Here is a 24,674-nt window from a genome sequence, read left to right on the forward strand (position 1 = left end):
TTCTCTCTCCTGTGGATCGGGTCATCCCTCGATCGTCATATTGTTTAAAAACCTAGGTCTCGTCGGGCACTGATGTCATTTTCCGGCGGTGAACCCAGCCGCATCTTCCAAAATCAAGTCCGCACCGCGCCATGCCAGCGCCATCGCTGGTGCCTGTGTATTGCCCGCCAACATAAACGGAAAAACAGACGTATCGGCTACCCGCAATCCATCGACGCCGCGCACGCGCAAGCGTGGATCAATGGGCGCACTATCATCTTGTCCCATTCGGCATGTGCCGCAGGCGTGATAATTGGCATAACCAAATCGGCGATGCGCTTCCGCCAGTTCATCGTCACTTTGATATTGCGATCCCGGCCGCGTTTCCTCGATCACATAAGGGGCGAGCGCGGATTGCTGAACATAATCGCGTGCATGTCGCATCAATGCCAGCATGTGGCTGCGATCTTCGGTTGCGGTCGCAAAACGCGGAGATATGACAGGCAGATCGGTGGACGCCGCCGTACGGATCATTACGGTGCCAGTGGATGCAGGGCGCAGCATATAGGCACAGATATTGATTCCACCAAATGGCTCCACCCGCAATTTCGGACTGTCATAGTCAAAGGTATAAGGTGCAATCAGAAATTGGCTGTCCAGTCTTGTGCTGTCCGGCAACAGCTTGAACCAAGCCCCGATTTCATAGGCCGCGCTGGCCATGGGGCCATTTTTACAAAGTGCATAACGGATGGCGTTACGCACCAGACGCCAGCCCTGAAATTGGCGATTTTCCGATGCCTTGTCCCGCACCCGCCATTGCATCACAATGCCGCGATGTTCGCGCAAATTGGCCCCAACTTCCGGTGCATCCTGAACCACATCGATGCCAAGGGCCGACAATGGACCAGCCGGACCAATGCCCGACCGCTGAAGTATGGCCGGTGTGGCCAAGGCCCCAGCAGTTAGGATCGTGTCCCGCGATGCCCAATATTCCACCGATGCACCGTGCCGCGTGCCGCGAACGCCCGCGACGCGGCGCCCGTCAAACAGCAAATGATCCACAACCACGCCCGTGACCACGGTTAAATTGGGACGTGACCGAATGGGATGCAGAAACGCCGTCGCCGCGCTTTCCCGCTTGCCACGATAGATAGTACGCGGCGCATAGCCCACACGCGCATCGTCGGACGGATCATTGACGTCCCGTTGCTCGGCATAGCCCATTTCGACACCGGCCGCGATGGCAGCATCCGTTAATGGGCTGCGGTCCGTTGGCATGGTGACGTGCAGCGGCCCTTGATCGCCGCGCGTTTCCGCTGCGCCCAATTCGTGCTGCTCCAGCGATTTATAGGCGGCACCCATATGCGCCCAGTCCCAATCAGCGCTAGTCTGTTCAGCCAGTGCATCATAATCCGACGCCTGCCCCCGCACATACATCATGCCGTTAATCGCGCTCGAGCCACCCAATGTGCGTCCACGCGCCCAATATTCGCCAGCATTGTTGGATGCGGGCTCGGCCTCGGTCATAAAAGGCCAGATCAGTTTCAAATTGCCAATGATTTTAGCCAAGCCCTTGGGCATATGAATGAAGGGGTGACGATCAGCGCCGCCCGCTTCGATCAGCAAAACGCGATGCGCCGGATTTTCCGACAGGCGATTCGCCATAATGCAGCCTGCCGACCCCGCGCCGACAATGATATAGTCATATTGGTCGCCCATCCGCTCTATATAAGCCGCGCTCATGCGAAGCCACCGGATGCTACACTGCGAACCATCATGTAAGACATTCCATTCTCTCCGCGTAAGTCGATTATCGCTCATACGTGCTGAAATCGACTTACGCTAACAAACTCACTGACGTCAAGATTCCAATCATATCCCAAGAATATGATCCAAAACCTAGCACTGCATTTCATGTGGCGGCTCGGAAATTCGCACGCGCGCATCACCAGCGGATCACGGCTTGACAGTGCCCATAACCCGCGCTCAAAAGTGCGAATATATACCATATGAACGATAATCGCCCGAATGTCGGAGACTATATGCCACAGCTCATTTTGCCAGACCTTGATATACACGCACCCGATGCCCGCGACGGGGCGGAAGAGATCTGGGCTGCTATGCGCGACGCCGATGGACTGGCTTTCATGCCCAGCCATGGCGGCTTCCATATTGTCGCACGGCATCAAGATTTGATGACCGCCCTGCTCGATCCCCGCCGCTTTGCTTCGGGCGATGGCATAACGGTGCCAGCCCCCGACGGTGTTCGCAGCCCCCATATACCAGCCGAAGTCGATCCCCCGCTGCATCGCGGCTATCGTGCTTTGCTCACTCCTTTTCTGACCCCTCAAAAAATACGCGAACGCGAGCCGTCCGTTCGCCGCATTGTGACGGGGCTGCTGGACAAGATTGGTGATCAATTGCGATTTGATGTTGTCGACCGTCTTGCTCGGCCGTTGCCCGTATTGGGGACCATCGATCTGCTGGGCCTTCCCATGGACGATGCGATGGTGCTGGACGAATTGGTCGTGGAATTGCACCAAGAGGTCGCGACCGGCGTACGAACAGGCGCCGCACAGAAATTAACCGATTATGTCGGTCGGATCATCACCGAGCGCCGCCCCCATGCCAAGGACGCAAAAGCAGATTTGCTTTCGTCCATTCTGATGGGAACGGTCGATGGCCGCAATTTAACCCACGACGAACAAGTGTCGATGATCCGCCTGTTTCTGATTGGCGGATTTGATACAACAGCCATAGCCTTGGCAACCGCGATCTGGTGGCTGGCCCAGCACCCTGATGATGTCGCACGTCTTCGGGCAGACCCTGCCCTTATCGACAATCTGATCGAGGATGCCGTGCGCTTTGCTTCACCCTCCACCTATTTGCGACGTATCGTAACGGCGGACACCCAATTGGGCGGCACGTCATTGCAGGCGGGGGACCAATTGCTCTTGGCCTTTGCCGCGGCCAATCGCGATCCGGCACATTTTGACCAACCCGACGATATCCGGCTTGATCGTTGCCCGAACCAGCATCTTGGTTTTGGTGCGGGCCATCATCGCTGCGTCGGATCTTTTTTCGCCAAGTTGGAAATGCGCGTGGCCTTACAGGAAATATTGGCACGCTATGCCAATTTTCAGCTCGATCCCGAACGGCCCTGCAAATTGGGATCAGGCCTCAATCAAGGCTTGACCAGCCTGCCCATGATTTTCGAACGCCATAGCTGACAGCCCAGCCATGGGCGGCGCGCAATATATGCACTATATGAAACGGATACGCCGCCTAGTTTTGCGGATACAGGCCAGTAATGTTGCAAAGCAGATTGCAGCCCGTCAAACTTGGCGCTATACGATGATCGACCAAACGTACTATATTCGACCATTCTCACTTCATGGGAATGGGGCCTAGCATAAGCAGGCCAGAGGGAGCAGAGATGGACTATAAGTTCGAGCAAGTGAAGATCGTGGGCGGCATTGGCGCAGACGATGAATTTTGGCGCGGGCTGGAACGCGGAGAATTTTGCCTTCCAACATGCGCATCCTGCAACACGTGGATGTGGCCCGCACATTTTCGCTGCGGCAGTTGCGGCGCGTGGGAAATGCGCTGGAATGTCGTCGAGCCAAAGGGCAAAATTTTCACATGGACGCGCAGTTGGTATGCGTTTGATCGCGTATCTGAACGCGCCGAGGACGTGCCTTATGTTTCAGCGGTGGTCGAAATTCCCCATGCTGGCGGCGCGCGCGTGATGGGTATGTTCGACGGCACAATGGATGGCCTCAACGAAGATCCGCGTATTGGAACGGATGTTGTCGGCCACATTCTGCCCCCATCAGAAAAGACAAAGGGATATCCCTCCATCGTCTGGCGGCCCGTGGCATCGGGCCTTCGCGCCTAAGGCGCTTTTTCCCATATTTCTAAAGGATATTATGATGTCGAAGTTGCGCGGCGCAGCCGCCATAGTCGGGATCGGCCAGACGCCTTATTATAAGCGCGGCGCATCCCCCCATCCGGAACTGAAGCTGGCGTTGCAGGCAATTGTCGGCGCGTGCGAAGATGCAGGCATCGATCCTGCAGATGTCGACGGCTTTATTTCCTATGCTTCTGAACGCAATGACGCGCAAAAACTCATGTCGGCGTTGGGCACGAAAGAAGTGCGCTTTGCATCTCTTGCATGGATCCACGGCGGCGGCATTCCTGGCGCGCTTAGCATTGCGGCCATGGCCGTTGCCACCGGACAAGCCAAAGCGGTCGTCGTCTATCGCGCCATGGCGGAAAGCAGCACGCAGCGCCTGCGCGTTATGGTGGCACAAGGCGATACGGCGGCCCAATATCTGGTCAACGGTCTGGAATCGCCAGCCCAAATCCTTGCCCTGCGCAGCCAGCGCATGATTGAAAAACATGGCGTCCCGCGCGATACACTCAAAGCCATGGCGCAAGCGACCTATCATCATGCCCGAACCAATCCGCGCGCTTATGGTCGCAACACCGTGTTGGATGATGAAACATATGACAACGCGCGCTTGATTTCAGAACCCTATAATCTGTTCGATTGTTCGCGGGAAAATGACGGTGCCTGCGCTGTCTTGGTCGTGTCCGCAGAGCACGCTCGCGATCTGGCCAAAAAGCCAGCCTATATTTTGTCCGCACCCATGGGCACATTAAACGGCGGCGGTGCCTTGGAAGAAAATATCCGCCCCTATAGCTTTGCCGGACAAGTGGGTGTCGCAACCCGCATGTGGGCTGAATCGGGCTATGGTCCAAAAGATGTTGATGTCGCGCAAATTTATCAGAATATGACCGGCATGGGCGTTGGTTCTTTGATCGACCATGGGTTTTGCACGCCAGAAAATGCGGGCGAATTCATCCGGTTCGACAATTTGATCGTATCGGGCGGAACATTGCCAGTGAACACGTCGGGCGGCGATCTGGCCGAAGGCTTTATTCACGGCATGGGTTTGGTCGCCGAAGCGGTACGCCAGATACGCGGAGATTCCGTCAATCAGGTAATGGGCGCCAAATTGTCCCTCATGACCGGCGGCCCCGGCGATACGATGAGCAGCACCGGCCTGCTGGGTAGCGAAGAAACATTATGACCCCAACCACATCCACACGAAAAGGCCGATAAATGTCCTTTACCGTTGCCAGCGCCCTTAATTGGTGGGCGAGAGAAATTCCCGACAATGTTGCACTCAGCGTTGATGATGACGCGGTCAGCTATGCCCAAATTCATGACTGGTCCGCCCGTGTTGGACACCATCTGCTGAACAATGGCGTGCGGTCCGGTGATCGGGTCATGATCGTATCGCTCAATTCCCTGCCCTATGCTGTTTTGATTTTGGCATTGGCCAAAATTGGGGCCATCGGTACACCATTAACCTTTCGTTCCAGCCCCCTAGAAATTGCTGAAGCGATTGAGAATTTTGAACCAAGCTTCTTGTTTACCGATGCCGAACGCGAAGCGGTGGCAATTGAGGGATTGGGTGATCGCGGTACCACCATCTTGCGTAGCCTAGATGACATCAGCGCCTTGCGCCACGGCGCGCGGCAAGATTTGCCGTTGATGGCCGATGAAAATGCCCCAATGTTCGTCATCGCCACCAGCGGGTCTACGGCCAAATCCAAGGGCGTTATCCAAACGCAGCGCGGGGTCATGACCTATGCCTGCGAATTTGCGGTCATGGAACCGCGCTGCGGCAAGGGCGCACGGTTTCTCTCGCTTGGACCGTTCAGCTCTCAATCGGGATATTTGTTGTTTCTGCAATTTCTGGCGACCGGCGTCAGCATTTATATGGAAACCAAATTCGAACCGGAACGCGCCTTACGCCTGTTGGTCGAAAAACAGATCAGCATGTTTTTGGCCGTGCCTATCTTTTTTGAACGCATAGCCGCCCTTCCTAGCTTTGCGGATGCCGATCTTTCCAACCTATATTTCGGTCAGATTGCGGGCGCCCGCGTCAAGGTATCGCTGCTCAAATTATGGCGCGACAAGGGCGTTATTTTGCGCCAAGCCTATGGCTGTACCGAAGCTGGCGGCGGCTGGGCCGCGCGCGACGATACCGCAGTCGTCGCACCGGAAAAATGCGGCCGTGGCGGCTTGTTTAACGAATTCGCTATTGCGGGCGAGGATGGCCAACTGGCCCCGCCCGGAACCGTCGGTGAAATCCTGTTTCGTGGATCGTCCCTGATGGGCGGATATTGGAATAATCCCGAAGCAACAGCCGACGCGCTGAAAGACGGATGGTTTCACACCGGCGATTTGGGCCAAGTGGATGAAATCGGCAATGTGACCTTCGTGGATCGTTTAAAAGATATCATCATTTCCGGTGGGCTGAATATTTCGGCGGCGGAAATTGAAAAAGTGATCGCGGAAATCGACGGTGTCGAGGAAGTGGCTGTTATCGCAGCCAATGACGATGCTTTTGGCGAAACGCCTATGGCGGTAATTTATGGCGAAACGGCAAAATTGTCGATCGCGGATATCATCGCCCACTGCGACCGCGCGCTCGCTAGCTATAAAGTGCCGCGCTATGTCACGCTAGAGGATGAGCCACTGCCCCGTCTGCCATCCGGCAAAATTTCAAAGCCCGCTTTGCGCGCCCTCTATCAAGATGCGTCCGCCCGCCTTCAACGCGTGCGCTGACCAACAAAGGATAATTTATGATCGTTTCCGGATGCTCCGCCGTTGTAACCGGCGGGGCCAGTGGCTTGGGCGAAGCAACAGCACGCGCTTTGGCGGCGGCTGGTGTCGAAGTCGCTCTGTTTGACCTAAACCGCGAACGCGGTGAAGCCGTCGCCGCCGACATCGGCGGCCTGATGTGCGAAGTGGATATTACTAGCGATCAATCGGTTGCCGCTGGATTTGAAAAAGCACGGGCCGCCCATGGGCAAGAACGTATTTTGATCAACTGTGCAGGGCGCGGCAATTCGTTTAAAACCGCATCGCGCAACAGGGAAACTGGCGCGATTGAAACCTTTCCTCTGGATGGTTTTGAAAAAGTAATTTTGCTGAACATCGTTGGCACCTTTCGCTGCATCACCCAAGCGGCAGCGGGCATGATGACGCTCGACCCCATGGAAGATGGCGAGCGCGGCGTGATCATCAACACCGCATCTGTCGCGGCAGAGGATGGCCAAATGGGTCAAGCCGCTTATGCATCGTCCAAAGCGGCCATCGTGGGCCTGACGTTGCCCGTCGCCCGCGATTTGATGCGCGAAGGCATTCGTGTGAACGCCATTCTTCCTGGCATTTTCGATACGCCTTTATTCGCTACAGCCAAGCCGCAGGTCAAAGAAACGCTTGCCGCCAATGTGCCCTTCCCCAAGCGTTTGGGCAGCCCAGCGGAATATGCCAGCCTCGCGCTGGAAATGTGCCGCAACAGCTATTTCAACGGCGAGGACGTGCGCTTGGATGGCGCGCTGCGCATGGGGCCGCGCTGATGAATTATGAATTTATCACGGTGGATCGGGACGGGCCGATCACCACCATAACGCTGAATCGGCCACAATCCCGCAATGCGCTGCATCCCCCCGCGCATTGGGAATGCCATCATGCCCTCGATGCATTTGAAGCGGATAGCGATCAGTGGGTCGCCATCATCACTGGCGCGGGGGATCAATCCTTTTGCGCTGGTAATGATTTGAAATTTCAGGCCAGCGGGGTTACGCCCGTACTGCCGTCGTCGGGCTTTGCTGGACTGACGGCTCGTACCAATAACGTAAAGCCAGTGATTGCGGCGGTAAATGGCTATGCGCTGGGCGGCGGTTTTGAAATTGCCTTGGCCTGTGATATTTTGCTGGCAGCGGAAACAGCATCATTCAGCCTTCCCGAAGCACGGATCGGTATGGCCGCGCTGGCCGGAGGATTGCACCGTTTGCCACGGGCGATCGGCCCACGCCGCGCGATGCAGATGATCATGACGTGCGAGCGCGTATCCGCACAACAGGGGCTGGAACTGGGCTTTGTGAACGACGTGATCGGCGAAGAAGGCGTTCTTCCCGCCGCAAAACGCTGGGCCCGCGAAATTTGCAAAGCCAGCCCGCTGGCCATTCAAGCGGCAAAACAAGCCATGCAGCATGGCCTAGATCGCCCCATCGCGGACGCCATGATCGCCCAATGGGGATGCCAAGCGATGCGCGACCTTCGCACATCCCAAGACTGGGTTGAAGGCCCGCGCGCCTTTGCTGAAAAACGTGCCCCAGTTTGGACGGGGCGTTAACGCCCACAAAACAGCTCCTATCAGAACCCAGCCATTAATCGCCGACCCGAATAGGTCGGCGATTTTTTTGTCTTCGTAATGCTCATGCCAGATATTTCAGGTCCAGCCGACTACGGGCATGATAACGCAAGGTGAAGGCCAGCATCGCCATAACAATCGGCAACACCGCCCCCGCAAGGATCGACAAGGAAAGCGACATAGGGTGATCCGCAAACCCCAGATTGTCACTGATCAAACCCGCCAACACTGGACCAAGGCCCGTTCCAAACATCGCCGCCACCGCCGCCAATACCGCCAGCGCTTGTGCCCGCAAATGAACGGGGGCAATATATTGGAATGGCAAAGACGACAGACTGGTTACCGAACTCAGCAGAAACAGGGCAACACCCATTAAGGCCAGTTCAAGATGAAAAGACGATCCAAGCAGGCCAAATGCGCCAATAGGCCACAGCAACGCCAACATCAGCAGCATATAGCGTAAAATCGCCTTCACGGGATCAGTCCCCCCGCGTAGGCTAATCAAAATACCCGCCGAAATTGTGCCGCTTGCCCCCGCCAACAAATAAATCGGGCCAAATAAAGTGCCCATTGTCGCCTCGTCCACACCCTTGGATCGCATGATGGCGGCGGGCAGCCATGTGACATAGCTGCTCAACACCGTCATCAACAGGCCGACCGCCAGACAATATACGCCTGCAACGCGCCATTCCTGCCGGAAGAACTGCACCAATTCGCCAACGCCCTTGCGTTGCACATGGACGGGCGGTTTCTGATCGCGGATCAGCAACAGCAGCAAGGCCGCAATCAAACCCGGCGCGCCGACAATTAAAAACACCCATTGCCAATCTTCGAGCCCCGAGAATATCGGCAGATCCGTCCGATCCCAACGACCAATTGCGGCATAAAGCGCCCCGCCGCCAGCCAAGGCAAACCCTCCGCCCAAAAAGGGCGCCAGCATGAAGAGAGACGTGGCGGTGGCCAGTCGACGGGTGTCAAAACGGTCGGCTAGGGTGGATAGCGCCGCAGGAGGCAAACCGGACTCGCCCGCCGCAATGCCAATACGCGCGGCCAGCATTTGCCAGAAGTTTCCGGCAAAAGCACAGGCCATCGTCATCAAGCTCCAAAAGGTGACGCACACACTAATCAAGCGTGAACGACGTGTTCGATCGGCCAACCACGCCAACGGCAACGACGCCGCCACATAAAAGAAAGAAAAGCTAACCCCCTGCATCAAGCCGAACTGTGTGTCTGTAAGTTCAAGCGACCGCTTGATGGGTTCAATCAGCAGGCTGATGATCTGTCGATCAATATAAGACAGTGTGTAGCAGGCCGCCAACAGCGCCGCGATCAGCCAATTGCGCCAACCGGCCCCCTTTTCGGTCCCCGCTTTACCCACAATCTCAGCATCGGCCATATAAATATCCTCCCCAACGATATCGCTAGATAGGATATCATTTTATATTCGTACAATAGTGCGATATTTGACTAATATAAAATGCCGGTCAACCGCTAAATGCTAATCGAACCAAAGATATGGGGTAAGTTTTGGGGCGGCATTATCCACCGCCCCTTTCGTTCATCGAAAAACGCGAGCCTTACGGCAGAATGGCAGCCAACTGTGCCCGAGCGTCCAGCAGCGGCGGCAAAATCTCTTCGCGCAGGCGATCAATCTCCGCCCGCACCGCATGCACCCCCACAGTGATCGCAGCGATTGTCTGTCCCGAAAAATTCACAATTGGCACAGCAATGGATCGCGACCCGATTTCCATTTCCTGATCAATAATCGAATAACCATTTTCCCGCACCTGCTTCAGTTCAGCCATAATGTCCGAAACCTTGGTTAAGGTATGACTGGTGATCGCAGGACGTTCGCTATTGGTCAAAATAGCTTTGGCCTGATCCACTGGCAACGCCGCTAGCATCACGCGGCCAAGCGACGAACAAAAAGCAGGCAATCGGCTGCCTGGATGCAACCCCGGCCCAATAATGCGGTGGTGCGCCGCGCGGGCGATATACACCACCTCATGCCCATCAAGCACCGCTGCAGAGCAGGATTCAAGCAGCTTATCAGAAAGTTGGTCCAGCGTCGGCTGAATCAGTCTGGGCAATGATGCCGCCAAATAAGAATGGCCCAATCGCAAAATGCGCGGCGTCAGTTCAAAATAGCGCCCGTCCGTTGTCGCATAACGCGCCTCGACCAATGTCAACAAGCATCGCCGTGCCGACGCACGATCAAGCCCGCTCAAGCGCGCGACCTCGGCAATCGTCAATGTATTGCGCCCTTGTCCAAAAGCCTCAATCACGGCCAAGCCTTTGGCAAATCCGCCCATGCGGTCGACACTTTGCAAATAACGACCCTCCGGCGGGCTGCTGCCTTGCAGCTCTGCACCGGTCTTTGCAATTTTGGTGTCCACTCTAGCTTAACTCCTTATATCCCCCCAACCGCACTCTATGTGCGATTATTGACCAAACCTCTCACAATTTATGCCATCTCGTCAAGCCATTGAAGGGATTGACAGCAGCGTGAAGATATTAGAACGGGTCGAATATAGAACATACGGACTAAAATCGCCCATATTAATCCAATATGCGCTTGACGATGGTCCAGATTTTAATAGCTGACCCAAGGAGCATGATGTGGAAGATGTTTGGATTATCGATGCAGTGCGAACACCACGGGGCATCGGCAAGGCTGGCGCAGGCGCATTGGCCGACATTCATCCGCAACGCTTACTCTCATCTTTGCTGGTTGCCCTACAGCAACGGCATGCGCTGACTACAGCCGATGTTGATGACGTCATTGCCGGCGTCAACACCCAGCAGGGAAAACAAGGCCTGAATCTGGCGCGCATGGCGGCGCTGGATGCAGGTTATGACTATAAAGTCCCCGGTTTTTCGCTTGATCGCTTTTGCGGGTCGGGGCTGACGGCTCTGAATTTGGGTGCCATGGGCATTATGTCGGGCGCACAAAATCTGGTGATTGCAGGCGGCGTTGAATCCATGTCACATGCCCGCACATTGCCGCGTGAATTTATGATGGATTCTGGAAATCTCGCGCTCCGCAAGTGCATCCCCCAACCCCATCAGGGCATTGCCGCTGATTTAATCGCGACATTAGACGGTATTGGCCGCGCTGAATTGGATGCACTGGCGCTGCTCAGCCAACAACGCGCCGATCAGGCCATTCGCGAAGGGCGCTTTGCCAAAAGCTTAATTCCCGTTTTGACGGAAGCTGGTGACGTAGCGCTGGACCAAGAACAATATCCCCGCCCGCAAACGACCGCCGAAGCGCTCGCCAATCTCAAGCCGGCCTTTTCGGCATTGTTTGATCGCGTGATTGATGACGAAGGCAATAGCTATGGCTCGTTATTACGACTGGTCTATCCCGATATCGACATTCAATATATCCATACCGCCGCGACCAGTTCCGGCGTGGTCGATGGCGCAGGTGCGCTGTTGCTGGCCTCGCCTTCCTATGCAAAAGCCAATGGCCTAAAACCGCGCGCGCGTATCCGCGCCTTAACAACGGTTGGCGATGATCCGACATTGATGCTGAACGGTCCGGTGCCAGCCACCCAAAAGGCGCTGGCGCAAGCCGGGATGGAAATTGGCGATATTGACCTGTTCGAAGTGAACGAAGCCTTTGCCGTTGTCCCCTTGAAGTTCATGCGCGATCTGAACGTCGATCCGGATAAGGTCAATGTGAATGGCGGCGCTTTGGCGTTGGGCCACCCGATTGGTGCAACAGGCGCCATTCTTGCGGGCACATTGTTGGATGAATTGGAACGCAGAGATTTATCGACAGGCTTGATTACCATGTGCGCCGCTGGCGGATTGGCCCCTGCGACCATCATCGAACGCATCTAATCCTATATTTTGATAAAAGGATAAACCAAATGGCCACTTCGTATAAAACAGCTATCGTCACCGGCGGCGGCAGCGGCATCGGTGCCGCCACCGCCATGTTGCTGGCTCAGGAAAATTGGCGTGTCATGGTCGCCGATATCGATGAAGCGGGTGGCCAAAATATTGTCGATACTATTCGGAATATGGGCGGCATCGCGGATTTCATGGCAACAAATGTCATGCACGAAGACAGTGTTTCCGCCCTAGTGGAAGCTACACTGGAAAAATTCGGACGACTGGATGCCGCCGTGAACAGCGCAGGCGTCGGCCAACGCGGCCAATCCATATGGGAATTGGATGCAGATGCATGGGATCATTGTCAGGAAATTAACCTGCGCGGAATGTTCCTGTGTATCAAGCATCAATCTGCAGCGATGGTCGGCCAAGGCGATGGTGCCATTGTCGCCATTTCTTCGGCAGCAGCAACAAAGGGACTAATTAATAGTAGCGATTATTGTGCAGCAAAGGCCGGTGTCACCGGCCTTGTACGGGGAGCCGCCGTGGATTGCGCACCGCATAATATCCGAGTGAACGCCTTATTACCTGGTGGCACCAACACGCCGCTTGCCGAACGATCCAGTGCCTCCACCCCCGGACTAGCAGGCACATTACGTGTTCCGATGAATCGGATGGCCACACCACATGAAATTGCGGCCACGGCCACATGGCTCGTTTCCGATGCGGCATCCTATATAACCGGCGCGAGCATCGCCGTCGATGGTGGCATGGCAATCGCCTAAGCAACAGACAACAGCGGCGGGAAGGATGCAGCAGCATCATCCCGCTCGCATTCGAAATAAAGATAGGATCATATTATAAGTTATTAATTTTAAATTATAAAAATTAATTATTTATCACATAAGCCTGCTACTTATGGATGTCAATTTTGCGGCTGTCGCAGCGAAAATCATACAACCGTAATGGGAAGCAAAGCAGTACTACTAGCGCAACCGCAGCCCAATCCGAACACACGCTTCAACTCCATCGTTCTTCTTGCTGTCATTTGGGCCCCGTCAATCGCCCTCACCGCGATTCCCATGCGGTCTTCCATTTTTTTCCATCACCTGATGATCGGTTCGCCGAACCAGCTTCGCGCTGCGCTCCTGCCGTTCTGCTACCAGCTCCGGCGTGAGCTTCACGCCTGGCCTTCGGCCTGTTTAGCTCCTGGTTTTCGAGGTGGTTTCAGCTTTCAAGCCCTGCTGTCGTTCGAATTCGACGGGTGACAGCATCTCCTTCAAGATATGCAAGGCACGGCGCCATTGACGCCGCCGTATATCATAGCTGTGTACCGTAGAATACGCATCTTAACGATGCCCTGCCGGTCGAAAGAATGACGTCAGCGCCGTGGGGGTCTAATCGCGCCGCGCCCAAAGCGTGATGCACCGCTGTGCCGCAGCTGCGGATCCGCCCCAGACGCACCTGGAAATCATCATCTGGACTGCTCATCTGGGCGAGGCCGTCATTGGCGGATAATCTGCCATACGCGATTGTATGGATTTATCGTGATTTTGAGGAATGAAAGCTGGCAGGCCTACGCGTCTGCCATACAGAAAAATCCTACCTAACCAATCACATAGACCTCGCCTTCTGGCGGTCCTTTTATCTTGCCATCCCCTCTCCCTTCCCCCCTGCCTCCCACAGATTGTCCGCCAAGCCCCGCCATTATAAGCAAATCTACTATTGCATGCGATCAACGAGATCATCGCGGAGCTCGCTGAGAAAGGGCTACAAATAGGCTCGTTTCTAGTTCTGGAGCAGGTGATGTTTGCGGTTTTTCAGTCACCTGATCGATAGCCGCCGTGTCGCTTTGCCTCAGCACTGGCGGCACATTATCCTAGCGCAGAAACAGCGGCGCGTGCGCCCATGAGCCTTTAGCGGCGCTGGCATAAACGGGCCGTTTGACGATACCCCGTCCACCGATCGACTGAGCTTAGTAAGATAGCTGCGTGTTTCATGTGGGAGTGGCCGTCCGTTCTTGAGATGCTCGTCATAGCGTCCAGGTCCCGCATTATAAGCAGCCAACATGCCGACCGGATTACCGTATCGATCGTGCAGTTCGCGCAGATATGCTGTTCCAGCGATGATGTTGTCGCGCGGACGCCGAACCTGCAAACAACCTGCCCAGCGACCGCCGCGATTTCTTTGATCAGCGGTAGGCCAAGCGGAAGATAGCCGCGCTCCGCTAGAAAGCCTGCAACGGTCGGAGGCGGCATGATCGCGGCCAAATCGCCACTCCTCGGCATAGTGCCGACATCCACCCAATAGAGGCCAATCGGCACGCTCGGGCTCGCATTCCACAGCAATCGCAGCGTCGGATCGATCATCATGACTGCGGCGGTCGCGCAAATGGCAGCCGCCATAACGGCTAATGTTGTACGCGCGTTCTTCATTGCACCGCACCTTACCGAGCAAGCCACGCGTCATGACGCTGCACCGTGTAAGCGCGGGGCGCGTCATGTGCCGTCATCCGATTGTGCACATGGCGCCAATGATCGGGAGCCACATCCGCTGGATCGATCCTCAATGCGTCAACGATCGCTTCCAATACGCGCTGAACCTTTGGCCAGCCGGATTGTCGCAGAAGCAGCTCTCCGCCTGGATTGACACTGGGGATCGTCTGATAGCCTTCACCCAGTCTGACAGTGCGAACGATGTCGATCCTCGACATTGCGGTGCCATAGTCGTTGGCTACCCAGCGTATGAAAGCAAACACGCTGCCTGGCAAACGCCGGCGACGTCGGTCTAAGACTTGCTCCTCGGCGACCCGGCCAAAGCGGATCCAGTGCTCGACGCGGCTCTCGATCCACAACAGATCAACCGTAGCGCCACCTTGGAAAGATACAGCGCTCATGCTGCCCTCTCCTGCTCACAATCACCTACTGCCTGATGCGAGATCACCCGGCAGCAGCGAGATCGAGAGGGCCGCATTCCGCCTGCTCGCCGCCGCGCGAGCGCTCCTCTCGTTAGCAAGAATCCGAAGGATTCTGTGTTAGCATTGTTAAGGGCCAGATTCGGCGCTGTGTTCCAATAGCTTGGATGCACTTTCGGTTTTTGATAGTCCGAGTCTTCGGTTACCGATAGTCCGAGTCCGGCGGTTAATGATAGTCCGAGTCTCATGGCAAGTTATCCACAGGCCAGATGAGATTTATCATGAGAGCTAGAGGGTCGCCTTCTTGCCTACTCAGAGACGATTCTCCGCAACCCAAAACGAAGGGACGCAAGGGCGCAGATCAGCCATCGCCCACCGCGGTGCATTCTCTTTGCTTATCGTCAAAGCCAATATATTGAAGCTAAACGGAGCGTCAGGCCTTTGGCGGCAGCACGCCAGCGGTTCGGCGCAATTCCGCAAGCCGTTCTGAACAAATTGCATGCACGACCTGGCCAAGTTCTTCAACGCGGGCTTCAAGCCAGCGAAGTTCATCTTCAGTGATGCGGTAGTGCTTCGAATATCGCGCTTTCACATAGGCTTCTTTGAGCTTTTCGAAGCGTGAACGATCCGACTTCAGCTCGCGCGGCCAGACATCAACCAGCCGCATGTCTATGCGCTCAGCTTGCGTTCGCAGGAACGCCAGATTGTGAACGTGTGGCGTATAGAAACTGCACACAAGAAGGACCGTATGGAACAGTCGCTCAGTAGATTGGTGCAGGTCAAATGCAGCATCCTTTAGATGCCCTTGTCCTCGATAATACTGCGCTCCACCGAAGCGCTTCATTGCACTGGGAAACCATTCATCAAAATACTCCTGTGCCATGTCAAGCGCCTGATCGGGCGTCTTCGGTCTAGGCTTGTGGAGCGGCTTGTCGTCGGACTGATACAGCGCGATGCCGTCCTTCGCGACGTCCATGAAGAAGTAGCGCCCATGCGCCAGTCCATCATTCACTTCCTGTAGTGTGTGCACGATGAAGTTGACCGGTGTGTGCAGCGTCTTGTCGATGATCAGCTCACGGTTCAGCCGGTCTTCCAGCTTCAGCCAATAATCGACCTTGTCGGTTAGGCGCTTGTCGCTGACGATGATCAGCAGATCAAAATCTGAGCGATACCCTTTGGCGGTGTGCGGCTCATCCACCCAGCCGCCGCGCGCATAGCTGCCATAGAGCAGGATCTTATCGATCCGTCCCTTCTTCTTCCAGCTTGCTGCGCTCATCGCCATGGCATCTTCAAACTCTTCGAAGATGAGTGTCGTCACCCGTTCCAGCTCACGCTGTTTGTTGGCCGGAAGATGATCAAGATCTGTGCGCATATCGCTGGTCACCCTGCAAGGCGATGGGCGGGATGGCAAGTGTCATCCCGCCCATCGCGATTTCTAATCCTAGAAACGCAGCCACCACGGGTCTTTCTCCTCCAAAGTGACAGCCACGATTGCTAAGCTGCGGCATAAGGACCGCTCCACCTCTTCGGTCGTGATCCCAAACTGTGCCGCCAGCTCACGGTAGGAAAGGTCCTCGACAATATGGCCGAGGAAGATTTGCCGATCGACGTTGCTCATCCGCGTCGCCGCGCGCTCATAGCGGCGCAGTTTTCTCCGCTCGTTTCGGTATTTCAGGACCTTATGTCTCATATCCCTTCTCCTTCAAACCACCGCAACCGGCCCGAAAGGGGGCTGGGTGGGTGGCAGGAGAGAGCGGGTTGGCCCGCACCACCGGGCGGGCTGCATCCGCAGGACCGAAACTAAGTGGCGGACCCGCTTGCGGGTTGCGGCCCGTCCGAGCGGGACTAAGGCGAAGGACGCCCACCTAGCCCCCTTCATGTCGGTACCAACAACGCCGCCGCGGTGCGGCGACCATTTGGCGCAGCGGCGCCACCAGACTTACGAATCAAGAAAAGTTCACGCCGCACGCGGTGTGTCATTTGAGAAGCGCGGCCGCGATGAGCGGCCCCAATTGCCTGAGCCACGACCCCAAAGGGGATATTGGCGAAAAATATTTCCCTTACGCCATCGCCGCACGGAGAACGCCGCGACAAGCCGCGTCACGCCATTACCCTACGCCATGCTACGACACAGAAAATCACGACTTTCTCAGGAGTTGACGCATCCAGAAAGCTTGGTCTTCTTGAGGCATCAGAAAGACAAAATCAGCTTATTGGGAGAGGTCCGCCATGATATCACAGCCGCATCTTCGCTTCTTACGCCTCAACCAAATTCTCGATCTCACAGGGCTGAGCCGTGCCACCCTCTACCGAAAAATAGCCGCCGGCACCTTCCCGCCGCCGTATCGGATATCGGAGCGCTGTTCTGGCTGGCGAACCGGCGAAGTCGAGGTGTGGCTCCACAACCCCGTCTCCTTCACCATGGATTATCTTGACCGCACGGACATCGCCCCGCCCATGACGCCCACGCTTACCAAACCCTATCGCCGGACCCAATTGCCGAACTAGCCGCAGCGCTTTGCCGGCGAGGAAAGCGGCCCCGCGCCGGAGCTCCGCCAGCCTGCAGCTCATCGAGCCGGTTCGACCAATATTCCATCATCTGAACCCGCTCGGCCCAATGTTCCCCGCGCACATAAGCACGGCGAACATCATTATTCTCCAAATGTCCTAATTGGCGTTCGATCGCATCGGGATGCCATTTGCCGCATTCGTTGAGAATGGTCGCCGCCATCGCCCTAAAGCCATGGGCTGTCATTTCATCCTTGGCATAGCCAAGGCGGCGCAGCGCGGCATTCAGCGTATTATCCGACATCGCTCGGTCCGCCGAGCGTACGCTGGGAAACAGCAGCTTGCCTGCCCCCGTCATAGCATCCAGCTCCTCGAACAAGGATAAGACTTGGTCGGTTAGAGGGACCTTGTGCGGGCGGCGCATTTTGGTGCGCTCCGCAGGTATCGCCCAAATGCCAATCTCAAAATCAAACTCCGACCAAGATGCCAGTCGCAGCTCACCAGGGCGCATAAACAAATGGGCGGATAGCAACAGAGCAATGCGCACGATCTTACTGCCATCATAGCCGTCAATGGCCCGCAATAGGCCGCCCACCTTTGCGGGGTCCGTAATCGCCGCGCGGTGGGTCACCTTTGGTGTGATCAGCGCCCCGCGAAGATCGCCAGCGGGATCTCTGTCCGCGCGGCCCGTCGCAATCGCAAAGCGGAACAAGGAACTGAGCGTTCCTCTCAGTCGGTTGGCCGTCTCATATTTGCCGCAAGCCTCGATCTTTTGCAGGACCTCCAAAAGATCTGGCGCATGGATATCCCGCATCCGGCGCTTGCCGATAAACGGCCGGGCATGCTCCATCAGCCATATATTCTTCCCGATGGTTGCCTCGGAGCGCCCCTGCATTCGCAGGCGGCGGATATATTCATCGGCCAGAACATCGAAGCAATCGCTCTCGACCGCTTGCAAAGCATTGGGCCGAACACGCCGCGTCGTAGAGGGGTCTTCTCCGTTTGCGACTAGCCTGCGGGCAGCGTCTCGCTTCGCGCGAGCATCGGCCAAGGTGACATCAGGATAAAGTCCAAGCGAGATGGTTCGGCGCTTGCCTTCGAATCTATAATCGAAGCGCCAACGCGGCGCGCCTTTCGGCACCACGACCAAATATAGGCCTCGATCGTCCCAAAGTTTATAAGGTGCAGATTGCGGCTTGGCCTGAGCGACAGCTTTAGCGCTTAATTGCATGGCAAACTCTCCTGACGGTATCTTTTGCGTTTTAGATACCGTCAACCATGCAAAAAAGGGGCTGAGATGCAAATCGACGCCCTGAGACGTCGCGAACCATTAAATGGCCTATTTACAATATTTTAGTGATTTTCAATGAGACCAGTTGAGATGTTCTGATGAGAACAAATGGTGCCGCTTACAGGACTCGAACCTGTGACCCCATCATTACGAATACAACTGAAGGGTTCGGACAGGCCGAGCATTTCCAATGATCGCACATTGTTTGGTGTGCCGATTTCGCGACGAACCCATCGACGACCCAAACCGGCCAAAGTCCGTATATGAATTTTATCAATCGGCCAGCCTTAGGTAAGATTGGACACCCAAAAGTGGACCCATCCCTGCCCCACGCCCAAATTAATCTATATTTTTCATGCCGATGATTTCGCTACCAGATGCCTATGGCGATTGCGGGCCGCTTGAAGCCCAAATTTCGCTTGCCTCAACTGACGAGCCGACATAATTTCGCCACCGAGATTTGCAGTAGCAATCCGATTGAGGACAGTGGGGCGCGTTTTAGACGGCCTAGTATGCGAGCAGTAAGCTCTCCCGCCTCAGGACGGCCTAGCGCCGTTGCATACCACTTGGGGACAGTGGAGGCACGCTATAGACGGCCCAGTATGCGAGCATGAGCTCACCCGCCCCAGGACGGCCAAGTGTCGGTGCATACCACAATGATTTTTTTGATCATTGAGGGTATTGTTGATGAGAATACAGAAAATCCGGTATCAGAAGTTCATCGAGCAGAAGGGCAAATGCTTCTATTGCCAAAGCCCCATGTGCGCCCACGATATCAGCACCTTTGCCAAGCAACATGGTCTAACATCCCGGCGGGCTCGCCTGTTTTTCGTCACGGCTGAACATCTGACCGCCAAATCTTGCGGTGGCCGAGACACCCATCAGAACATCGTCGCTGTTTGCTTATACTGCAACAGGACACGGCATTTCGCCAAGCGCCCACTTGATCCGCACAGATATGCGGTGAAGGTGCAGGCGGCCTTAGGTCGCGGAAAATGGCATGGATGGCAACAGGCGGCACAACGGCAACATTCTACTAGCCATCATGACCAGCCGGTTCGCCCTGTCGATCTTCATGAGATAGAATGCCGCATATCGATTTAAAAAAATAAAGGCCAGCCAGCCCTAACTCCATATGATGAAGCTAGGGCCGGTAGGATCGCTATTTCATCCTAATTGCAAATGGTTTGATTGCCGATGATGTGGCAAACTGTTCCATCGCTATTAAAAATTTGATTACCTATTTGCCGCGAGGTTGTTCCATTGCTGTGGTATGTGCCATTACCAATGCGAGTGGAGGTAGACCCATCGCTGTGATAGCTGTGATTGCCGATATGCGTCGAATTGGAGCCATCACTGCGAAAAGTCTGATTTCCAATTCGAGTGGAACTCGAGCCGTCGCTGTGAAATGTGTTGTCTCCTATCCGAGTTGATGTGGAGCCCGCCCCTCCGCTGTTAGGAGCCGGGTTATAAGGGTTCTGATACACATCGGGCACCACCGGCTGCACCGTGCTCGGCACAGGATTCCACATTATTTGTTGTGCGCAGACAGGCGTAGCACCTGCCAACAGCAACACGGTAAACAGCTTTTTCAATGCACCCTCCTCTTGATATCGAATCGAGCCAGCCTTCTCTACCTGTCCCGTTAAAATCGAATTAAACGACATTCAGCCCTAACTCCATATGATGAAGCTAGGGCCAGTTGGTTTCGTCAGATTGTCATTGCGTTCGCAGCACCGGCCTCGACCGCCGCCAGCAGGGTATCATCGGCAAGGTGGCTGTAACGCATGGTGGATTGGTAATCGGCATGTCCCAGCACCTTTCCTACGGCAAATAGGTTCACTCCCGCATTGATCATGAACGATGCCGCAGAGTGCCGGAGATCATGGATACGCAGCTTCGGTAGCCCCGCTTCCCTTCGCGCCACCTGCCAAGAATGCTTGATGTCGGTGAAGGGCAGCTTAGTAGCCGGATTGGGGAGAAGCCACGGGCAACCAGTGAGACGAGGAAGCCCATCGATGACGCCCAACGCTTGCTGCGACAAGGGCACATAGCGCGACTTTGCCGTCTTGCTGTCTGGGATCAACCACTGGCGCCTTTCCTGATCGACATGCTCCCATTTGGCCGTCAGCAGCTCCATCTTGCGAGCACCCGTCAGCACCAACAGTTTCGCAATCGCTTCAAGGCTGCGGTTCTGCGATCCAGCACAGGCACGGAACAGCTTCTCGGCCTGCAGCGGCGTCAGAAACGTCTCCTTTTTGTTATCGAAACGAAGCTTCTGCACTGCCCGGACAGGATTGGTTGTGACGCCCGCGACCTGCCATTTGATTGCAAGCTCAAACGATCGGTTCAGAGTGACACGGATCTTTTCCACCGTAGCCGGTGCAAGACCATCTTTGCGCTTGTCTGCCAGCCACTCACCAATCGCTTGCGGGGTCATTTCAGTGACACGTACCTTGGCCCATTTTGGCAGCAGGTGACATTTGATGATGCGATCGGTGTTTTCTGGCCGCTTCTGATAGGTCGAGTTGTGTTTGATGTGCATGACCGCAAGCTCACCATAGGTTGGAATAGCCTTACGCTCAGCTTTCTCGGCCTTCGGATCACTGCCAAGCTGCGTTTCGGCCCATAGGCTCTGCGCCTTTTTGCGAGCTTCAGCATTGGAGACGGCGTTATAGTCGCTGATCGTGGTTTGGGCCTGTTTGCCATATTGATCGCGGTAGCGGAACGCATAGGACTTTCCGCCACTGGCTCGGCATTCCAAAATGAAGCCCTTGATGATCGTATCGTAGTAATCTGTCCGCTTCTTACCAGCCTCGACCGTAGCGGCCTGACAGAAGGCGTGATCCAGCTTTGCTTTAGGCATAGTGGCATCCTTTCGATTTTGGGAAAATGAGGGGCCAGAGCGCACGCGGGGCCTCTGGGATGGGATGGTTAGCGCACCCGAGCGAGGCACCTCTGGAGGCCGCGCTGGGGCAAATTGGGCATATTCCGGCCCAGGGTGGGAGCGCCGAAATCGACGCCCCCAGCATTTCCGTTTCCGCTAAAAATTAGCGGCAGGGGCAGTTTTGGCACCGACGGACGGCTCCAAAGCCGGTAAAGGCGGAGAAACGGTCCCGGCGACCTCCCCCTTTACCGCCTTTACCACCTTCCAACCCTTCCGTTCGCTCATGGCTACAGCCTGCAAACTGTATCCCCCGACAATACGATTTGCGTTCTTCTTCAAATACCAGCCGAGCTTGTACCGGTTGATGGTTCCGCCTTGCTGTCCAGGAAGGTCTTCAAATTCTTCATGCAATTGGACGACATTCATGTCTGCCAAGATTGCCCGGACAGTCTTAGCTTGCTCCCCATAGGCACGATACCACACACCCAGTATTCGCTCGAGGTTTTGCGACTCCGGATCTACGCACATTTGATCGATCAGACTGCTGGCAGGATCAGGAAGGCCAAGCCAGCAGAGGGGTTGCCGGCAAAGTTCGGACCAGTCTCCATTATAACTCGCGATCGGTGGAATATCCGCTTTGGGCCGCCCATTTGCTTTCCAAGCTTCAATAATCGTCAAGGCCGCCGCCACGTACATACCTCGGTTCTCGCGCAACATGCGGACTGGTTCGACCTTATAGGCAATAGTGCCCGGCACGGCTGTCCGTGTATCCAAGTTAATGGTGGCAACCCTCCGTCGCAGATCGCGCAGAGGCTCTATATTATTCCCAGACCCAATCACCAAGGCGCGGGTCGACACGGTCACAGTCCGGCTGTGACCCAACAGTCGTTCACTAATAGATGAAGACGTTAGCATACGATTGATCATGCCGTGCGGAATCCAATCGCTATCCATGTCATCAAATTCTATGACCGCAGGCGACGATAGCAACGCAGCGGCCATCGCCTTAGATGCTTCCTCAGAAGACTTCGGGTAGCTCATCCGCGAAGGCTCTCCACCCCCTGCAAAACCACTGATAATTTCACATAGATAAGACTTTCCCGACCCCGAGGCGGGCGCGGTAACATTAAAGGCTGGGGCAAGCTCGAAACTTGAGCGCACAACAGCCGTCAAGATAGCGGCCAATGCGGCTGCCCGATCAGTTTCTGATCCGAAGTGAAATTCGCTAAGCAGATCTGTGATCACACGAAGTGCCCGCTCTGCGTCATCTCGAGATGTGCCTACAGTTGGGAAGTCTGCGCTGTCGAACACAGCCAACATCTTTGTCTGCTGATCATATCCAGCCGCCGTGATGAGCCGCCCATCTTCAGCAAAATATGGTTGGCGTGTTAGCCCCGCCACCTGCCGTAGATGTTTAAAACTGCTGCTTCGATGCAGACTTCGCACATATAGGCCATTTGGATCTTTACGAGCCCACTTATCCTTACCTGAATTGAACTGTTCCCAAGTGGCAGCCTTGGAAAGGATACGCATCAACTCATCCTCCCCAAGCGCAAATAAACGCCAATCCTTTACATCTTCCTTGTAAACCGCCTTAACGATTGAACCGCCACTCACATACACGTTCGGTTGTCGTGCCAATATCTGCTCGGCGGCATCGACGATCCGGTCCATTTCGCCTGGAACCATGCGGATGACAGGCTTATTCGCAGCTTGCGCGATGGTTAGGCCAAATTGCTCAACGACCTGCTGAATATGATATTTATCACCATGCGAATGCTGGCAGCGAAAGCCACCAACGTCGGACATATCGTTAGGTTCATAATACACCGCACCCGTGTCGATCCGGTCCGTATGCTCATCAACCCATGGGCAAGTGACATCATGCTTCCCATGCTCCAATTGTTTCTTGTGGAGCCCCGCATCAATGAATGCGGATAGCACGGGATTCACAGATGCTTGCGGTTGAAAAACATGGCAAGCAGCCCGATCACCGGTCCCGACTGTCATCGGCACGCTCACCTGCGCAATGGGCGTTGCAGGCGACAAGCCAAGCGTCTCTGCGAGTTGCTCCACCGAGAAGGCCTTGCCGGGATTCCATTCGATTAACTTGCAATCAAATGGTTTACCGTCAGTCCGATACTTCTCCTTTCCGTTGATACCCTCAGGCAAACGCATCCAACGTGCCATCCCACCGGCACCTTTGTCCGACAGGCCAGCTTGGACGATGCGCTTTTGCAAGGCTTCCACTTCAGCAACATTGTGTAGCGGAGGGCTTAGCTTGAAGCCCACTTGAAAGTTATCCGGGCTCGTTTCCAGCTTCCATGTGGGCACAACGCCGTCAAGCAATTGCAGGTTAGCCTTCGTACCAACATCATCCAGCACAAGGACGTGATACGATGCAGCCTGATCTTTCTTTGCAGCGAGCCCCCCATCCGCGTCAGGGACAAATGTGGAACAATTGAAATAGTTATTGTGGTTCGGTGAGCACAACCCGCCCACCTGATCCATCGGGCTCGGCAACCAAGACCCGAATTGCGGATCACCCGATTTGGACGCGACAAGGCCCACTTCGCCTTCCCCGCGATCCGAAAAGATCACTTCGCAAAATTCTGCGTTGCTGACTTTAAAGCCGGAAAAGGGGGTAATGTCACCATCTCCCCCGCCTTTACCGCCTTTACCAACACTCGACGTATTTTCAGCGGGCAAAGTTCCGCCGTTCAGCGATGGACGTTCCATCTCCGTTCTCCTTAATTCGATCTAAAAATTGAAATGTCAGACAGGCTCTCGAGCCCGGCCATGCCCCGCTGTCAGGGCTAAATGTTTGGCGTCATCCGATATCCTCCAAGCAACAGTGGCCAGCACCCAAGTCCGATGCGGCTGACCAGCTAGGGGGGTGAATGACCTCGTCGGAAAAGCATGTAAACCCCTGCCAAATTTCTGAGATATGCGAGGATTAAAGCTAAATTTTTTCCAATCAGACTTACGCATCTTTACTAGATACAGAAATTGCAT

General features: G+C 55.3%; 21 protein-coding genes and 1 pseudogene. 10 read left to right on the plus strand and 12 right to left on the minus strand.

Going from position 1 to position 24,674, the window contains the following annotated elements:
- Nucleotides 1-75 precede the first annotated feature (75 nt).
- Nucleotides 76-1,722: a GMC family oxidoreductase gene (locus tag LKO31_RS07945; protein WP_227689767.1), complete on the minus strand. Its 1,647-nt coding sequence runs from the start codon at nt 1,720-1,722 to the stop codon at nt 76-78.
- 299 nt (nt 1,723-2,021) lie between these two features.
- Between LKO31_RS07945 and LKO31_RS07950 the strand changes: the two genes are divergently transcribed.
- The 6 genes from LKO31_RS07950 (at nt 2,022) to LKO31_RS07975 (ending at nt 8,198) form a co-directional block, all read left to right on the plus strand.
- Nucleotides 2,022-3,209: a cytochrome P450 gene (locus LKO31_RS07950; protein ID WP_227689768.1), complete on the plus strand. Its 1,188-nt coding sequence runs from the start codon at nt 2,022-2,024 to the stop codon at nt 3,207-3,209.
- A gap of 206 nt (nt 3,210-3,415) precedes the next feature.
- Nucleotides 3,416-3,877: a Zn-ribbon domain-containing OB-fold protein gene (locus tag LKO31_RS07955; RefSeq protein WP_227689769.1), complete on the plus strand. Its 462-nt coding sequence runs from the start codon at nt 3,416-3,418 to the stop codon at nt 3,875-3,877.
- A gap of 31 nt (nt 3,878-3,908) precedes the next feature.
- Nucleotides 3,909-5,075, plus strand: coding sequence for a thiolase C-terminal domain-containing protein (locus LKO31_RS07960; protein WP_227689770.1), 1,167 nt, complete (start codon nt 3,909-3,911; stop codon nt 5,073-5,075).
- A 32-nt stretch (nt 5,076-5,107) separates the two neighbouring features.
- Nucleotides 5,108-6,622, plus strand: coding sequence for a class I adenylate-forming enzyme family protein (locus tag LKO31_RS07965; RefSeq protein ID WP_227689771.1), 1,515 nt, complete (start codon nt 5,108-5,110; stop codon nt 6,620-6,622).
- Between the two features lie 17 nt (nt 6,623-6,639).
- Complete coding sequence (locus tag LKO31_RS07970) at nt 6,640-7,419, plus strand: SDR family NAD(P)-dependent oxidoreductase (RefSeq protein ID WP_227689772.1); 780 nt, start codon at nt 6,640-6,642, stop codon at nt 7,417-7,419.
- Nucleotides 7,419-8,198, plus strand: a complete 780-nt coding sequence (locus LKO31_RS07975; protein WP_227689773.1) for an enoyl-CoA hydratase-related protein — start codon at nt 7,419-7,421, stop codon at nt 8,196-8,198. Before LKO31_RS07970 ends, LKO31_RS07975 begins: the two co-directional genes overlap by 1 nt.
- An 82-nt stretch (nt 8,199-8,280) precedes the next feature.
- Here LKO31_RS07975 and LKO31_RS07980 read toward each other — a convergent pair whose 3' ends face one another.
- Together LKO31_RS07980 and LKO31_RS07985 are read right to left on the minus strand one after the other, a co-directional pair.
- A complete protein-coding gene (locus LKO31_RS07980) occupies nt 8,281-9,612 on the minus strand; it encodes an MFS transporter (RefSeq protein ID WP_227689774.1) in 1,332 nt (443 codons plus the stop codon).
- Between the two features lie 181 nt (nt 9,613-9,793).
- Nucleotides 9,794-10,612 (minus strand): IclR family transcriptional regulator domain-containing protein, encoded by an 819-nt coding sequence (locus tag LKO31_RS07985; protein WP_227689775.1) that lies wholly within the window; start codon nt 10,610-10,612, stop codon nt 9,794-9,796.
- Between the two features lie 223 nt (nt 10,613-10,835).
- Here LKO31_RS07985 and LKO31_RS07990 point away from each other — a divergent pair, with 223 nt between their 5' ends.
- Both LKO31_RS07990 and LKO31_RS07995 read left to right on the plus strand, forming a co-directional pair.
- On the plus strand, nt 10,836-12,065 hold the full coding sequence (locus LKO31_RS07990; protein ID WP_227689776.1) for an acetyl-CoA C-acetyltransferase: 1,230 nt from the start codon (nt 10,836-10,838) through the stop codon (nt 12,063-12,065).
- Between the two features lie 29 nt (nt 12,066-12,094).
- Nucleotides 12,095-12,844, plus strand: coding sequence for an SDR family NAD(P)-dependent oxidoreductase (locus LKO31_RS07995; protein ID WP_227689777.1), 750 nt, complete (start codon nt 12,095-12,097; stop codon nt 12,842-12,844).
- A gap of 1,072 nt (nt 12,845-13,916) precedes the next feature.
- On the opposite strand, the gene LKO31_RS15185 is transcribed toward LKO31_RS07995, so the two are convergent.
- From LKO31_RS15185 to LKO31_RS08020, 5 genes and pseudogenes are all read right to left on the minus strand, one after another.
- On the minus strand, nt 13,917-14,366 hold the full coding sequence (locus LKO31_RS15185; protein ID WP_456115065.1) for a lytic transglycosylase domain-containing protein: 450 nt from the start codon (nt 14,364-14,366) through the stop codon (nt 13,917-13,919).
- Nucleotides 14,270-14,494: pseudogene (locus LKO31_RS08005) on the minus strand (S26 family signal peptidase); the annotation flags it as partial. The pseudogene LKO31_RS08005 and the gene LKO31_RS15185, both read right to left, overlap by 97 nt.
- An 11-nt stretch (nt 14,495-14,505) precedes the next feature.
- On the minus strand, nt 14,506-14,955 hold the full coding sequence (locus LKO31_RS08010; RefSeq protein ID WP_227689778.1) for a DUF2840 domain-containing protein: 450 nt from the start codon (nt 14,953-14,955) through the stop codon (nt 14,506-14,508).
- Between the two features lie 451 nt (nt 14,956-15,406).
- Nucleotides 15,407-16,345, minus strand: coding sequence for a HEPN domain-containing protein (locus LKO31_RS08015; RefSeq protein WP_227689779.1), 939 nt, complete (start codon nt 16,343-16,345; stop codon nt 15,407-15,409).
- A 69-nt stretch (nt 16,346-16,414) separates the two neighbouring features.
- Nucleotides 16,415-16,663, minus strand: coding sequence for a sigma-70 region 4 domain-containing protein (locus LKO31_RS08020; protein ID WP_227689780.1), 249 nt, complete (start codon nt 16,661-16,663; stop codon nt 16,415-16,417).
- Between the two features lie 539 nt (nt 16,664-17,202).
- Between LKO31_RS08020 and LKO31_RS08025 the strand changes: the two genes are divergently transcribed.
- On the plus strand, nt 17,203-17,481 hold the full coding sequence (locus LKO31_RS08025) for a helix-turn-helix transcriptional regulator (protein WP_227689781.1): 279 nt from the start codon (nt 17,203-17,205) through the stop codon (nt 17,479-17,481).
- Here the strand turns inward: LKO31_RS08025 and LKO31_RS08030 are convergent.
- Complete coding sequence (locus tag LKO31_RS08030) at nt 17,444-18,712, minus strand: tyrosine-type recombinase/integrase (protein WP_227689782.1); 1,269 nt, start codon at nt 18,710-18,712, stop codon at nt 17,444-17,446. The genes LKO31_RS08025 and LKO31_RS08030 overlap by 38 nt on opposite strands.
- Before the next feature lie 747 nt (nt 18,713-19,459).
- On the opposite strand from LKO31_RS08030, the gene LKO31_RS08035 reads away from it, so the two are divergent.
- A complete protein-coding gene (locus LKO31_RS08035) occupies nt 19,460-19,876 on the plus strand; it encodes an HNH endonuclease (RefSeq protein WP_227689783.1) in 417 nt (138 codons plus the stop codon).
- Between the two features lie 68 nt (nt 19,877-19,944).
- Here LKO31_RS08035 and LKO31_RS08040 read toward each other — a convergent pair whose 3' ends face one another.
- The 3 genes from LKO31_RS08040 to LKO31_RS08050 all read right to left on the minus strand — a co-directional run bounded on the left by LKO31_RS08040 (nt 19,945) and on the right by LKO31_RS08050 (nt 24,398).
- Complete coding sequence (locus tag LKO31_RS08040; RefSeq protein ID WP_227689784.1) at nt 19,945-20,439, minus strand: hypothetical protein; 495 nt, start codon at nt 20,437-20,439, stop codon at nt 19,945-19,947.
- Between the two features lie 44 nt (nt 20,440-20,483).
- Nucleotides 20,484-21,638, minus strand: coding sequence for a site-specific integrase (locus LKO31_RS08045; RefSeq protein WP_227689785.1), 1,155 nt, complete (start codon nt 21,636-21,638; stop codon nt 20,484-20,486).
- 177 nt (nt 21,639-21,815) lie between these two features.
- On the minus strand, nt 21,816-24,398 hold the full coding sequence (locus tag LKO31_RS08050) for a DNA-primase RepB domain-containing protein (RefSeq protein WP_227689786.1): 2,583 nt from the start codon (nt 24,396-24,398) through the stop codon (nt 21,816-21,818).
- Nucleotides 24,399-24,674: the final 276 nt, after the last annotated feature.

The sequence above is a fragment of the Sphingopyxis yananensis genome (assembly GCF_020687785.1).
Classification (GTDB): domain Bacteria; phylum Pseudomonadota; class Alphaproteobacteria; order Sphingomonadales; family Sphingomonadaceae; genus Sphingopyxis; species Sphingopyxis yananensis.